Annotated in this window: 12 protein-coding genes and 2 tRNA genes; 7 read left to right on the plus strand and 7 right to left on the minus strand. The window is 26.8% G+C overall.

Annotated features, from left to right (window positions below; all coding sequences use genetic code 11):
• Positions 1-81: 81 nt before the first annotated feature.
• From pstC to MBCUT_RS07355, 5 genes are all read right to left on the minus strand, one after another.
• Positions 82-960, minus strand: a complete 879-nt coding sequence (pstC, locus tag MBCUT_RS07335; RefSeq protein ID WP_067260040.1) for a phosphate ABC transporter permease subunit PstC — start codon at positions 958-960, stop codon at positions 82-84.
• Positions 961-1,195: 235 nt separating this feature from the next.
• Entirely contained in the window at positions 1,196-1,999 is an 804-nt protein-coding gene (locus tag MBCUT_RS07340) for a phosphate ABC transporter substrate-binding protein (protein ID WP_067260041.1), read from the minus strand.
• A 407-nt stretch (positions 2,000-2,406) separates the two neighbouring features.
• Positions 2,407-3,222, minus strand: coding sequence for a phosphate ABC transporter substrate-binding protein (locus MBCUT_RS07345; RefSeq protein ID WP_067260042.1), 816 nt, complete (start codon positions 3,220-3,222; stop codon positions 2,407-2,409).
• A gap of 342 nt (positions 3,223-3,564) precedes the next feature.
• A complete protein-coding gene (locus MBCUT_RS07350) occupies positions 3,565-4,455 on the minus strand; it encodes a phosphate signaling complex PhoU family protein (RefSeq protein ID WP_067260043.1) in 891 nt (296 codons plus the stop codon).
• Between the two features lie 172 nt (positions 4,456-4,627).
• On the minus strand, positions 4,628-5,635 hold the full coding sequence (locus MBCUT_RS07355) for a hypothetical protein (protein WP_067260044.1): 1,008 nt from the start codon (positions 5,633-5,635) through the stop codon (positions 4,628-4,630).
• Positions 5,636-6,857: 1,222 nt separating this feature from the next.
• On the opposite strand from MBCUT_RS07355, the gene MBCUT_RS10940 reads away from it, so the two are divergent.
• Entirely contained in the window at positions 6,858-7,019 is a 162-nt protein-coding gene (locus tag MBCUT_RS10940; protein ID WP_157082532.1) for a hypothetical protein, read from the plus strand.
• Positions 7,020-7,226: 207 nt separating this feature from the next.
• On the plus strand, positions 7,227-9,914 hold the full coding sequence (locus MBCUT_RS07365; protein ID WP_067260046.1) for a beta strand repeat-containing protein: 2,688 nt from the start codon (positions 7,227-7,229) through the stop codon (positions 9,912-9,914).
• Between the two features lie 847 nt (positions 9,915-10,761).
• Here MBCUT_RS07365 and MBCUT_RS07370 read toward each other — a convergent pair.
• Both MBCUT_RS07370 and MBCUT_RS07375 read right to left on the minus strand, forming a co-directional pair.
• Positions 10,762-10,834, minus strand: a tRNA-Thr gene (locus tag MBCUT_RS07370).
• A gap of 37 nt (positions 10,835-10,871) precedes the next feature.
• Positions 10,872-10,954: transfer RNA gene (locus MBCUT_RS07375), tRNA-Leu, on the minus strand.
• Between the two features lie 212 nt (positions 10,955-11,166).
• Between MBCUT_RS07375 and MBCUT_RS07380 the strand changes: the two genes are divergently transcribed.
• The 5 genes from MBCUT_RS07380 to MBCUT_RS07395 all read left to right on the plus strand — a co-directional run bounded on the left by MBCUT_RS07380 (position 11,167) and on the right by MBCUT_RS07395 (position 14,618).
• Entirely contained in the window at positions 11,167-11,340 is a 174-nt protein-coding gene (locus MBCUT_RS07380; RefSeq protein WP_067260047.1) for a 4Fe-4S binding protein, read from the plus strand.
• A complete protein-coding gene (locus MBCUT_RS11770; protein ID WP_281177978.1) occupies positions 11,324-11,455 on the plus strand; it encodes a hypothetical protein in 132 nt (43 codons plus the stop codon). Before MBCUT_RS07380 ends, MBCUT_RS11770 begins: the two co-directional genes overlap by 17 nt.
• A 282-nt stretch (positions 11,456-11,737) precedes the next feature.
• Positions 11,738-12,538 carry a hypothetical protein gene (locus MBCUT_RS07385; RefSeq protein WP_067260048.1) on the plus strand — a complete coding sequence of 267 codons (801 nt, stop codon included), beginning with the start codon at positions 11,738-11,740 and terminating at the stop codon, positions 12,536-12,538.
• A gap of 87 nt (positions 12,539-12,625) precedes the next feature.
• On the plus strand, positions 12,626-13,987 hold the full coding sequence (locus tag MBCUT_RS07390) for an oligosaccharide repeat unit polymerase family protein (RefSeq protein WP_067260049.1): 1,362 nt from the start codon (positions 12,626-12,628) through the stop codon (positions 13,985-13,987).
• Between the two features lie 157 nt (positions 13,988-14,144).
• A complete protein-coding gene (locus MBCUT_RS07395) occupies positions 14,145-14,618 on the plus strand; it encodes a methylated-DNA--[protein]-cysteine S-methyltransferase (RefSeq protein ID WP_067260050.1) in 474 nt (157 codons plus the stop codon).
• Positions 14,619-14,813: the final 195 nt, after the last annotated feature.

Raw genomic sequence — 14,813 nt, forward strand, 5'->3', positions numbered from 1 at the left:
TCCAATAAATATAATTATTGTTAATTTCGCTTTGATTATCTAATGGGTAGGATACTGTAAGAAAACTAATGAATTTAATCCTCATAAATATCCTCCTCCTACATCTACTTTGTATTTGTGTTGAATGTAATTTGCAACTACTAATAATCCTATTATTATTATAAAGAGTACAATACCTGTTCCAAATAATGCATTATAATGGAGACCTGTCGCATAACCCATTTCAATAGCTATGTTGGCTGTTAATGTTCGCACAGGATCAAAAATTGAGTTTGGAATTTGTACAACATTTCCTGCTACCATTATAACGGCTAATGTTTCTCCAATAGCTCTACCCATTCCTAATATGATGGATGTGATTATTCCAGGGAGAGCTGCAGGAAAAATAATGTTTTTTATAGTTTGCCAATTAGTTGCTCCAAGTCCAAGAGAAGCTTCTCTGTATTCATGTGGAACACTTCTTAAAGAGTCTTGAGATAGGGTGATAATTGTTGGTAAAACCATAACTGCTAAAATCAAAGAAGCCGTAAACATACTGAAACCTGTCCCACCGAAGTTTTCACGGATTATTGGAACCAATACTATTAGACCAAAAAATCCATAGACAACAGAAGGGATTCCTGATAAGGTTTCGATAACTGGTTTTAAGATTTTTCTTACTTTACTTGGGGCCACTTCAGCCATGAATATTGCACATAATAATGATAAAGGAACCGCCATAAGCATAGCTAATAAGGTTACGCATATGGAACCTATGATCATTGCAAAGACTCCATATTGACTATCATTTGGTGCCCAAGTAAGACCGAATATAAATTGGAAGAATCCATAATCTTCAAAAGCAGGTAGCCCTTCTAGTAATACAAAGGAAATAATTAGAAAAATTATAATAATAGAAAAAATAGCCATTATAAAAAGACCTTTTTCTATTATAAATTCAGAAAGATTGTTTTTGTCCATAATTACCCTCAATAAGTTTTAAATTATCAATTTTTTATTTATTTTACTGGTGTAATATAATTGATGAAATGATTAATTCTGTAATGATTATTTTTGAAGTAAGTTTTTAAAATGGTTGAAGTAAATTTTTTAAAATGGTTCTTTTTTTGAAGTAAGTTTTTTTAAAATGGTTCTATTTAATAAGCTATTAATCTACATTAATTTTATTAATCTATATTAATTTTATTAATCTACATTAACTTGGAATGATTTTTTCTTCTTTAATTATTTTGTTTCCTGCTGGAGACTTTACCCAATTTAAAAATTCTTCCACAATTCCTGATGACTTACCTTTAATAAGAAACAAGAATGGTCGTTGTAATTCATATTCTCCATTGGATATTGTTTCTTCTGTAGGATAAATATTGTCTACAGATAGAGCTTTTACTTCTTCACTCATGTGGGCAAATGAAACAAAACCAATAGCTCCAGGATCAGAAGATACGGACTGTTTTACTGCTTCAGTTGAGCTTTGAACTATTGCATCAGATTTAATTTTAGTAGATCCCATAACAATGGATTCAAAAGCAGATCTTGTACCAGAACCTTCTTCACGAGTTATAATATGGATTTCTAGGTCATTTCCCCCAATATCTTTCCAATTAGTAACTTTTCCATTGAATATATCTTTAATTTGATTAATTGTTAATTCTGAAATGTTATTTTTATTATTAACGGCAATGACGATTCCTTCTTTTCCAATTTCTATTTCAGTAAGATTTTTTTTCTCATTTTCGTCTAATTCTTTAGAACTCATACCAATTGATGCAATTCCTTGTTCTGCACTTCTTATTCCTGTTCCAGAACCTCCTCCTTGTACATATACTTTGATATTAGGATGATTTTTCATGAATTCTGTAGCTAATTTTTCTGCAACAGGTTGTACAGATGTAGAACCAACTATATCAATTCTTTCATAGTTTGAACCAGGATTAATCAGTAAATATGCACCAACAATAATTAAAATAACTAGTATTATTTTCTTATATTTTGAGTTCATATCATCACCTTAACCTTAGTTCAACTTAGAACTATTTAAAAATTAAGGTTTTTTGATGATGTAATTTTAGAAATAAAAACTAATTTTCTTAATTAATTATCTATATATTATTTCACTGTAGATATTGAATTTTTATTTAATACAAACAATCATAAACATCTATAATCGAAAATAAATCTCTTTATTAATTTATTTTAATAAATCAAATCGAATTTTTATTTTAATCAACTATTTTATTAAAAATTGGCATGATATAGAATATCAAAAAGAATTAAAAATATCAAAAAACAAATAGAAATATTGTCTTTATCTGAATTAAGATAGATAAGACAATTTATTTTTATTAGTTATAATATAATTAATTTAGGCTATTTAATCATTAATATCATCGTAAAGATTTTTAATTGTTATTTACTAGCTTTTACTATCTTTTCTTCAGCTATTATTTTTGAGCCTTCAGGACCCATAACCCAGTCGATAAATTCTTTAATTTGGCCAGTAGGATTTTCTTTTACTAAAAAGATGAATGGTCTTTGTAATTTGTAAGTTCCATCAGCTATAGCACTTTCACTAGGGGCTACTCCATCAATATTTAATGCTGCTACATCATCACTCATATGAGCAAATGAAACAAAACCAATAGCATTAGGATCTTGTTTTACTGATTGTTTCACTGCTTCAGTTGAACTTTGAACAATTGCATCAGATTTAATCTTAGTATCTTTCCCCATAACAATAGATTCAAAAGCATCTAATGTTCCAGAACCTTCTTCACGAGTTATAATGTTTATAGTTGCATCAGAACCTCCAACTTCTTTCCAATTAGTTATTTTTCCAGAGAAAATATCTTTTAATTGTTCTGTAGTTAAATCTTTCACTGAATTCTGAGTATTAACTGCCATCACTATACCATCATTACCAAGAACATATTCATTTAAGCCTTTTTTTTCATCAGCTTTAAGGTCTTTTGAACTTGTACCTATATTAGAACTACCATCTTGAACAGTTTTTATACCAACACTAGAACCTCCTCCCTGCACATTTATTTTAACATCAGGATGTGATGCTTGATATGTTTCTGCAAGTTTTTCAGCTACAGGTTGAACAGAAGTTGAACCTACAATGTCTATTTTTGATGCACTACCATCACTTGTAAATGTAAAAGCAGCTACACCGATTATAGCAATTATTGCTATTATTCCAATAATATATTTACTATTCATATTTTTACACCTCACTTTTTACCTTATTTTTTACCTATATAAACATTTCCATTTAGTGTTTAATTGTACACTTTATGAGAACAAAAATAAAAATAGCTATTAAATTCTTTAAATTTACATTCACAAAAGGTGAAAAAATATGTCAAAAATATTAAAAATGAGGGATGTTAAAAATAAGATATAAAATGGAAAAAATAGATATTCTTCATGATTCTAATAATAGAAAAATCATGATTATATTTGGGTTTATATTGTTAATGAATTTTTTTATTAAATTTTAGTATATATTAAGATATATCTCCTAATGATTTCAATAAGATCTTGTTTAAGCTTAATATGTATTTATTCTTTCCTAAAGTTTCTTGGAACAGTAGATCGAGGGATGTTTTTATGAAATTCTGTTGCTGTGTCCATTATTTCTATACAAATGTCTCCAATTCTTTCAAAGGATTTAACTAGTCTAGATAGGTAAATATAATAAGTAGAAGTGTCTTTATCTTCGAAAGATGTTTCAGCCATTTCAATAGCTATACAATTAAGAGCTTTCTTTTGTAAATTATGAATATCTTCTTCTAAATCCATTAAATCTCCTTTTATTCCTAAATTCTCATTTAAGAATGCATCCATAGAATAATGAATCATCTTATTAATTTTTTTATGCATTGATTTTAAAAACTTGACAATATCTTCGTTTATTTCATGATCCTCATTTATTACAAATTTTGAAAAATGATCAGAATAATCCCCAATACGCTCCAAATCATAAGCTATCTCATTAAAAGTCACTGTTTTTGAAAATTGAGAATAAGGATCTATACTTACAACTGTTTCAACAGAAGAGCGTAATTTTTCAAACATGTTGTTAGTAGTATAATCCATTTCCATAGCTACTTTTGCTTTCTCTTTATCATTTTCTATTAAAGAATCAAAAGCTGTTTTTATTTGTTTTGAAACATGTTCAGACATTTTTTGCAACATACCTTTAATTAAAAAAGTTGCAGAGTGATCTTTAGAAATACTCCCATCATCAAAAAATTCAGAAAACTCTTCATACTTTTTTAAATCAATAATATAAGCTCTTTTAACAATATTGTCCTCAATCAAAGGCTTAAGTAATTTTGTCACATAACGTCTACTAACTTTCAATTTTTTAGCTATTTCATCTTGAGTAGATGGATTTTCATATAATATGATGTCTAATATGTCTTTTAATCTTTTGTTACTTTTTGGCATTGGATCCTCATTATGTTAACTATTCTTAAGATTACTAATATTATTAGTTTCCTAATATTAATCATTCTTTGCAATTTTATTATTTTTAGTAACATCCTGTTTTCATATAATATTATTTTTAATTTATCAATCTTAACTAGATATCCTTTGATTCAATATATGATAATAAATACTATTTCCTTTTAAAAAATTTTTGATTTCTAGACATAGTACTTGTTTTATTAGATTTTATAGTAGATTTTGCACGATGTTCAGCATAATCTTTGTTAATTTTTCCTGTGTTATATTTATCATTGTTGATATGCTCATTATTATTGCCATTGTTCATATTTTTCTCATTAAACATATTATCATTATCCATTGTAGCATTAAGATTTTCAATATCATTATCTATATTGGGATTATTAATATCTTTAATAACATCTATGGCTATGTTTTTAATTTCATCAGGTTTAATAATGTCTTTTTTAATTTCATTAATGATATTTTTCTTCTCATTGTTAATGGCATCTAAACTAGAATTATTAGTATTATAATTATCAACATGTATAGTTTTAAACTCATCGTTATCTTTACTTATTATAGGTATATCCATATTCCGCTTCCTTCCTCTGTACAATGTTACTGAATCTGAGAATATTACTATTATAATAGCTGAAAGAGCTAATAGGATAAAAATAGAAATCATGTCATATTGTCCAGTTAATTGTATATATGCTTCCATTAGTAATGAATTATATGGCATTAAGCCTCTAATAAGAAGAAATGTTCCTAAAATTAGCACTATTGTCCCATAAATCTTTTTAATATTTTTAGATTGTAATATTGGGTATATCCCCATAACTATTAGACCAATGCCCATAATTGTTAGTAAATTGTTCTCTGTGACGGATTTCAATAGTTCATAATATGTAAGGAATTCTATAAAAAAATAAGACATGATGAATATTGTGAGAATAATGGCTATTAAAACTAGTGGCAATATATAAACCACTTCATTTTCCACTTTTCTTACAGTTGTATTTTCAAGTGGCTCTTTAACAACTATAGATAAGATCTGGTAAACAATAGCTCCTAATACAGCTCCAATTACTGTTCCTCCAACTCCTAAGAATGTTGTGGTTAAAGCAACTATTCCTGATATAAGTCCTGCCATTATTATTTCAAAAGATTTAGCCAATTTTATCCCTTCACGAATTTTACATGAATTACTATTATATTTATTTTTTATTTTTAACAATCTTCATGATGAATTACTATTATATTTATTTTTTATTTTTAACAATCTTCATGATGAATTTTATCATTTTATTTTTTTAGGAGTTATAATGAACTTATTCATCATATATATTTTTTTTCATTTCTTTAAAAAATTAGATGGTGTAAAAAATTGTAGTTTTTCAATTTTTTTCATGATTTTTAACATGATATTGTGTTCTGTTTTAGAGCCGAAATTTCACTTTGATGAGTTTTTCACAGATGATATATATTTTTTGCATGAAAAACTTGTTAAGAATTCGTTAAATCTGTATATAATGGTGGATAAAGATTGTGGTGTGAAAATAAAATCAATTACTCATGATATTAGTATATGTTCTATAGATTATAATCTTTTCGATTTTTCGTTTTTTCTTTCAATTTTTGAAAAAAAAAATTGAACATGAGTTTTTTAACCATGGATCTGTTTTAGGAATTGATGATTGTGTACGTATGGTTATTAGTGCTTGTTTTGAGTTGTAGAATCTAATGTCTTCAAATTGTGCTCCATATAAACATAACAAAGAACAATATAGATAAATAAAACTTATTTTATTATTAATTGTTAAAATAAAGTTTTATATTTGAAGATATAAATGTAAAAATTGTGATAAAAAGTATTAAACGTCATTAAATCAATTATTCAGGCCTAATAATACTATATTGTTGAAAATTAAGGATAATATTAAAAAAATGCTAAAAAAGGGTCTAAATCCTTTAATAAACATTGGCAATGATGTTAAAATATAGACTAATATTAATATTTCACACTAAACAGTGAAAATTATACTCTCTATAAACACCAATGATGAAATTAAAAGTGAAGTACTATTGTTTTTTGGTTATTATGATTGTGATGAGTAGTTTTTAGATAAAAAAAGATAATAGGATCTATAGATTGTTTTTATATGGTATTATTCGTGATTTTCTAGTAGTTGAGAAAATTGTTAAAATAAGGGATAAAATCATAATTGTTAAAATAAGGGATAAAATCATTATAAAATATTTTATTTAAATGGTAGTATTTTGTTATTGTGTTGTATTAATTATTCTTTATAATAAAAGAATAGATTGAAAATCCGATGATGGATTAAATAACTTGTTTTTGTGAAAAAGATAATTTTTTGTGTTTAATTTTTGTGTGCATGGTTTTAAGTTCTTTATATGTTAAGGGGGGGGGGGGAGTAGTCTATGGAATTAGTTCTGATTTGTGGTTTCTTCTTGTTTTGGTATTGAAGTGTGTAGAAGTGATATCTTTATATATGGGTAATTATTATAAGTATGTTTGCCCAGTAATTAAAAGTTAATAGTTTAATAGGATACTAACTGTTCTTTCAGTAACTAACAAGTTTTTTCCATTTATTATTGATGAGATATTAGTTAGTAGGGGATGATTGTTAAACATTTTTTAGTTTTTAACTAATAGCTGGCATTATATCGAATATTAGATATTTAAGTAAAAACATGGTTCGATATATTAATTAAATAAAAAAATATTGAGGTGAATTTAAATTATGTATAAAAATGGATTTAAGAAATTATCGATTTTTTTGATAATTTCCGCAATAATAGCTATTGGTGCTTTTTGTTTAATCGGCACAGCAAACGCAGTAGATGTTACTATTGATAACACTACTACTATACGAGATGCAGCAATCAACAACAATAGCTTTACTAATGGAAGTACGCTGTACTTAATTGATGGTGTATATTCAGGAACAGGTAATAAAAATCTTGCGATCAGCAAAAATATGACACTAGCTGCCGTAAACAAAGGTGGAGCAATAATCGACATGGAAAACAGTGGACGAGCATTCACAATAAATGCAGGAATCAACCTAACACTGATAAACATAACCTTCATAAACGGAAACAGCACAAATGGTGGTGTAATCACATCAACTCAAGCTAACATAATATTAACCATAACTAACTGTACCTTCGAAAACAACACCGCAGATAATGGTGGAGCAATCTATATGGCTGGAGCTGGTTCCAATAATACTCTCGAAAATTCAGTATTCAAAAATAATAAAGCAAGTGCGAATCAAGGTGCTGTAAGACTAAGTGGAGATAATAGTATTAATTTGGTTTATAATGTTACTTTTGAAAACAACAATGCAGGTACTAATTTTGGTGCTGCATATCTAACTGGAGATAATAATACTAATTTGGTTGATAATTGTACTTTTGAAAACAACACCGCAGCAATTAGTTGTGCTGCTTTACGTATGGGTGGAGTTGGTTCTAGTAATACTGTCGAAAATTCAGTATTCAAAAACAATAAAGCAAGTACTGATTATGGTGCTGCATATCTAACTGGAGATAATAGTACTAATTTGGTTGATAATTGTACTTTTGAAAACAACACTGCAAATAATTATGGTGCTTTAACTATGGCGGGAGTTGGTTCTAGGAATACTATCGAAAATTCAGTGTTCATAACCAACACTGCAGGTGGTATTTGTGGTGCTTTATATATATTTGGAGTTAATAGTATTAATTTGGTTGATAATTGTACTTTTGAAAACAACATTGCAAGTAATAATATTGGTGCTTTACGTATGGGTGGAGTTGGTTCTAGTAATACTGTCGAAAATTCAGTGTTCATAAACAACATTGCAAGTAATAATATTGGTGCTTTAAGTATAAGTGGAGTTAATAGTGTTAATTTGGTTGTTAATTGTACTTTTGAAAACAACACTGCAAGTACTGGTAGTTATGGTGCTTTAGGTATTAGTGGTGATGATAGTAGTTCTGTTTTGGATAATGTTACTGTAGTTAATAATTCTGCCGCTATTAATGGTGGTGGAATAGGTTTTACTAATGATAATAATGTGCTTACTATTAAGAATAGTATTATAAGTGACAATAGTGCTGTTAAAGAAGGTGGAGCATTATTTGCTAGTGGTATTAATCAGACTATTAATATAGAAGGCAGCACTTTCGTGAATAATAGTGCTAAGATTGGTGGAGCATTAGATATTAATGGTGAAGAAGGTAAAGTTAATATAGATAGTTCATTGTTTGAGAATAATTCTGCTACTTCTAATGGTGGAGTAATAGATATCAATGGTAATTTCCATGAGACTAATATTAACAACTCTACTTTCAATAATAACTCTGCTAGAAATGGTGGAGTAATCAACAGCAACGGTGAAAATAATAATATAACAGCTAATGATACTGATTTCAACAACAACAATGCCGTAAATAAAGGTGGAGTAATCAACAGTAATGGTGATAGTAATGTTATTGTTTTGGATAATTCAACAGTAAATAACAATATTGCACACAATGGTGGAGCGATCAGTAGTACTGGTGATGAAAACGAAATAGCTATAGATAACAGTGAATTATCAGGTAATAAAGATAGACTAGTAAGCAGTGAAGGCGATGATAATAAAATCACAGTTGACAATTCTATTATAACTAATAATACAGCAAAAGATGGATTAATCACCAACAATGGTGACAACAACAATATAGCTATTAACAATACTAACGCAACCAATAACAAAGGTGATATCGTAGCTAATACTGGTATTAATAATATTGTATCAATTAACAACAGTACTGTAACTGTTAATGTCATTTATGAAACTAGTACTACATTAGCTGTTGTTTCAGGTAATGGACAAATCACAATAATAGCAACAGTCACAAAAAAAGACACAGATGAATTATTATCTGGTGAGAAGGTTTATTTCTATGTTAATGGTGAACAAGTAGGTTCAGCAATAACTGATAAATACGGTGAAGCAAGATTCATTTACAAAGTCCCTAAAACAGCTAACTACAGTGTTTATGCAAAATCCCAAGAAACAACAATAACCAATTCAACTGGAAAATATGTATTCAAAGAATCAGCAAGTGTAACAAAAACCTTAAATGTTAACAAACCATTAACACCAGCAAAAATAAAAGTTTACAGTAAAAAAACAACTTCAAAAAAGACTAAAAAATACAAAATCTACTACATAACCTACTCAATCAAAAATTATGGAGAAAAAACAGGTTCAAAGACTTTCACAGAATCACTCAAAAAAATACTCAAAAAATACAAACTTTACAAAATACAAACAACAAAAAACACCAAATACAGCTACAACAAAGCATCTAAAATACTAAAAACAATGGTCAAAAACCTAGCATACAACAAAATAGCTAAACTCAAAATAACAGTATACAGAAAAGCCTAAATAAATAAGTTGTTTTTGTGTTATCTATTTTTTGGAAAGAAGTTAATTAATGTAACTATTCTTTCCAAACATTCTTTTTTTCCTTTATTTCATAATTTAATTATTAGTATTTTTTTCTGATTAAAACATTGATAAATTTTATTATAGAAAAATTAATCCAAAATGCACTGATTATAGTCCTGAAAATAAAGTTTATAAGTAATGATATTTTTTAAAAACTTTTATATTCATTTACTTCTCAATCTAAATAATTACAATATATATATTTTTAATAATAAAATTATTAAAGATTATTTTAGAAATTAAAGATAATAACAACTTATATTCATGAAACAGATTAATATTCCAATAAACCATTGATTAGAATCTTTTCTTTCAGGACTATATATAAAAATTTAAATGATTATATAAGAATTTGATTATTATATTCATTTTTTTGTTATTTTAATTTTCTCAAATAGAACTATAATTAAAAAAATTTTTTTAAATTTTTAATAGATTATAATTATACACTGAATTATAATAAATTTAAACAACTTAAAATAAAAAAAACATTGTAATAAATAGCTTTTTGGATATTAAAATGTCGAAAATATTTAATATCATTTTTAAAAAGAAATATTCGTACTAAGTTAAAATTAATACATTATTAATAACGTATTATTATATTACAATTATTAACAACATATTATTATATTACATTATTATAACATGTTATTATAATAAAATATTACAATATAATTATGCATTTTTTAATTAATTCATAATAAAAGAAAATACTTAATATAATTAATCTCTTTCTTACTATCCTAAATAAGAATTATCATGATACTAATTTCAATTTTAAAGCCTTAGGGGGGATTCGAACCCCCGGCCTATACCTTACCAAGGTATCGCTCTACCGGCTGAGCCACTAAGGCAAAAAATAGTAAAAAAAGCTATTAAATTAATTTAAAGTGCAGGGGAAGGGATTCGAACCCTCGAAGGCCTACACCAGAGGATCTTAAGTCCTCCCCCTTTGGCCGCTCGGGCACCCCTGCATACAACAACATTAATTGAACACTATAATATATAATCTTAACGGTTTTTTAGAGTTATATTTTACAAACGAACAATATGTAATATGAATATTTATAAATATTAAGAATTTTATAATTAATTCGTTGTTTATTTTATTTATTAATAATATTACAACATGTAAAATTTTAATTATCTTAGTATATAAAGTTTACTAACAGAATCTGGTGATAAATTGAAAATTGACCTTTTTGAATGTGCAATCTGTGAAGCTTGTGTAGATGTCTGTCCACTTGATTTAATTAAAAAAAAAGCATATAAAATAATTATTCAAGATGGTTGTGATAACTGTGGAGAATGTTTGGAAGTTTGTCCAGTTGGTGCTATTCATCATGATGATGAAGACTAATTTCAATGTGATCTTCGATATTTTTGAAAATAGCTACAAAGAAAATCTAGGAAATTCATTCGGCATTGAATTAAATAAGCCATTTGTAAATAATTCTAACTATGAAAAGTCATAGATAAATCAATAAAAATAATAAGGTACTAACAGTAAAAAATAATAACAAAAAGAAAACAATAATGAATTAATAGAAAATATGTCATATATTAATTGTATAGAATATTAATGTCAGATAGAATATTAATGCCATAGATACTAATTATATAGGATATTAATTCTATAGAAATAATAAGATAATTTTTTATAAAATATTTGTATGAAATAGTAAAATATTTTAAAAAAATTTATTACTCTTTAAAATAAATAAGTATGATAAATAAGAAATAAACAGGTTATTAAAATGAAAAAACCTAATTTTAAAAATATTTTAAAAAGATTAACAATTGTTGATATAGCTATAATCTTGTTAATCATTGTAGCTGTTGTTTTTGCTTTCAGTCAAGTAGGGGCAGATGATGATAAAGGACAATCGGTTTCTTTTGATTCTTCCACATTAAACAAGCTTGTAGAAAAATATTTATCTTTTTATAGGGATGGTAATGTCATCAAAACTAGTGTAGGTGGGTACAATTCTTCTTCTGGAGAATATCAAGAGCTGCATGGGACTGTTTTATGGGTAGATGATAATTCGGGAGCAGGTGTAAGGGTTTTAATAGATGTTGATGGAGAATCTGTCCTTGCTGGATTATATAAAGATGTAAAAAATGCAGACATATACATTGAACATATAACTCTTGAAACAACAGGGGAAAAGTATAAAAATGTTACTGAATTTAAAATTAATCCAATGCAAATTGACAATCTAAATGAGATAAATGAAGGGATACCTAACAATACTAATTATACGGTTTCTACAACAATCGCTACTGATTTGGAGGATAGTCAAAGCTATCAGGAATTAAGTAATGAACTTTATATCAATGGCAAAAGAAATTCAATAAGACCTCTAGCTATAGATGCACAGAGTCAACTACTTATAAATATGGCTAAAACAAAAGAAATAGCTATTGCATCAGAGATTCTCGGCTCATTAAATGGTCAAACTGATATAATAACCATTAGAATATATGGTACAACAGAGAAAGATATTGCAGCTATTAAAAATGCTTATGATGTCATTAACATTAGAAAAATTACTTAAGAATGGGTTATTTAATGAATGATTATTTTATGAGTACTTATTTAATTAATAAGTCATTACATATTATAAGAAAAAATAAGTGATAAAATGAGTGCTTTTTATTGGTTGATTAGCCATGTAAGTAGGTTTTTTCAAAAATTATTTAGAAAATCACTTTTATTTACTATTATATTTGCAATTGCAGCATTTGTTGAAGAACAATGGGTAAATAGCTATTTTAAAAGTTTTTATCCTAGTTCAAACTTTTTAGGTGTTTTTAAAAGAAGTAATATCCTCACAAATCATATATTTAGTCCAGCTATTGTAATAATCGTTTTTGCACTATTTTTAATGCTTTCGATTAATCCTATTTCAGTAAACTTGCAAATAAACTTAGCTATTGCATTTATTAGTTTCTTAATTGGATCTTTTATAATTTCTAGGTATTTTTTCAAAGAAAATCAAAATGTTATTTGTAATATCTCTAAAGATAAGGCGAGGAATTGTAATGAAAATGGTCAGAAACAAGAAAAATTTTCTTTTATTAAATTTAACAAAGATGATATTTATTCCATTGGATTCTGTTTAGTTTTAGTGGGAATAGCTTTCTTTTTTTTAAGTGTAGCTTCTGCAGGAGGAATACCTCTTTTAAAACCATCTCTTAGATATGCTTTAAAGCCAATATTTACAATGCCAGTTTTTTTAATGATTCCTGGAATAGGGCTCATGTTTTCGGCATATCTGGATAAATTTAAAGGAGGAATAATAACTAAATCTCAAATCAGATTTAGATTTCTTATTTTAGCAGTAATCAGTAGCTCATTTCTATTAGCGTTGGGATATAGAACTCCAATAATAGCTGTATTACTCATGACTATAATAATTGGCTATTATGGTAAAATTTTAGCTGTTTGGGAAGTAATCATTGGAGCATTAGCAGCAATATCTATTATAATTGGTATTGGTTACTTTAGATCACTGGAAGAATTCATGATAACAACCAATACTAGTCCATTGTACTCTCTTCAAAGTAGGGCTGACTTCACATTACATGTTTTAAATCTTTTAAGCTACATTTCAGGAGATTTTGGAATCACCCATGGATCAATAATACTTAGTTCGATACCAGGAAGTGAATTAGGTCCTAGAATGATGATTGGAACATTAATAGCTTGGAGGACAGAAGTAACTGTCACCCCTACTCTTATAGGGCCAATGCTTCTTGATTTTGGTCGTGTAGGATTAGTTATTGGTATGGGGATCCTAGGATTCATCTTAGGAATAGGATACAAGCTATTACAAAAAACCAAGGACTCATTTTACATAGTAATCTATGCAATTCTATTAACTTACACAATTCTAGGAGTAGAAACAGGAATATTGGATATTAATGTTATAATATACTTTGTATTAGGATTTTTACTATACCTAGCTAATATTTTAAAAAATAGTAGATTTAATAATGAATAATATTAATCTTAAAATTAATGAGAAATACTATTATAGTTAATGAGAACAAAATATAGAATTATCAAAACTTACTTAATATAAAATTAATACCCTGTAATCAGTAGAAATTCATTTTTAATTAATAAAAAACACATTCTTGGATTTAAAGGTTGATATTATGTCTAAAATTAAAGTTTATTGTAAAAATAAAAAGATCATGAGAGTTTTTCTTCAAAATGAAAATAGTGATTTAACTAATGAAGAAATAAAAAAAGAAGGATTAACTAAATGTGATGATATGGCAATACTATTGGAGGGATATCTAGAAGGAAAAAATATTGATCTTTCTCAGTATATTGATTTAAATAGCTTAAACATCACAGACTTTGAAAAAAAAGTTTACCTTGAAACTATAAATATTCCAAAAGGACAAGTTAGAACCTACAAGGAAATTGGAGATTCTATTGGTACTAAAGGATACAGGGCCGTTGGAAATGCATTGAATAAAAATCCAATAGCTATTGTTGTTCCATGTCATAGAGTTGTAGGATCAAACATGAAACTAACAGGTTTTAGAGGCGGTTTGGATATGAAAAAAAGTATGTTGGAAAAGGAAGGAATAAAGATTAAGAATGATAAACTTATAAAATGAATGATCATATAAAAATAAGATAAAAAATCAATAAATAAATAAGATAAAAAATCAATAAATAAATAAGATAAAAAATCAATAAATAAATAAGATAAAAAATCAATATAAATAATATAAAAAATCAAATTAATATAACACCTTTAAGAAGATTCAGTATTGTTTACTTAGAATAATAATATAGAATTTTTAAGAAAA

The sequence above is a fragment of the Methanobrevibacter cuticularis genome, assembly GCF_001639285.1.
Classification (GTDB): Archaea; Methanobacteriota; Methanobacteria; order Methanobacteriales; family Methanobacteriaceae; genus Methanobaculum; species Methanobaculum cuticulare.

Bases quoted from the DNA above. Each gene is read 5' to 3' on its own strand.
- pstC (WP_067260040.1), bottom strand. From the start codon at position 960: ATGGACAAAAACAATCTTTCTGAATTTATAATAGAAAAAGGTCTTTTT.
- MBCUT_RS07340 (WP_067260041.1), bottom strand. From the start codon at position 1,999: ATGAACTCAAAATATAAGAAAATAATACTAGTTATTTTAATTATTGTT.
- MBCUT_RS07345 (WP_067260042.1), bottom strand. From the start codon at position 3,222: ATGAATAGTAAATATATTATTGGAATAATAGCAATAATTGCTATAATC.
- MBCUT_RS07350 (WP_067260043.1), bottom strand. From the start codon at position 4,455: ATGCCAAAAAGTAACAAAAGATTAAAAGACATATTAGACATCATATTA.
- MBCUT_RS10940 (WP_157082532.1), top strand. From the start codon at position 6,858: ATGGTTTTAAGTTCTTTATATGTTAAGGGGGGGGGGGGAGTAGTCTAT.
- MBCUT_RS07365 (WP_067260046.1), top strand. From the start codon at position 7,227: ATGTATAAAAATGGATTTAAGAAATTATCGATTTTTTTGATAATTTCC.
- MBCUT_RS11770 (WP_281177978.1), top strand. From the start codon at position 11,324: ATGATGATGAAGACTAATTTCAATGTGATCTTCGATATTTTTGAAAAT.
- MBCUT_RS07385 (WP_067260048.1), top strand. From the start codon at position 11,738: ATGAAAAAACCTAATTTTAAAAATATTTTAAAAAGATTAACAATTGTT.
- MBCUT_RS07390 (WP_067260049.1), top strand. From the start codon at position 12,626: ATGAGTGCTTTTTATTGGTTGATTAGCCATGTAAGTAGGTTTTTTCAA.
- MBCUT_RS07395 (WP_067260050.1), top strand. From the start codon at position 14,145: ATGTCTAAAATTAAAGTTTATTGTAAAAATAAAAAGATCATGAGAGTT.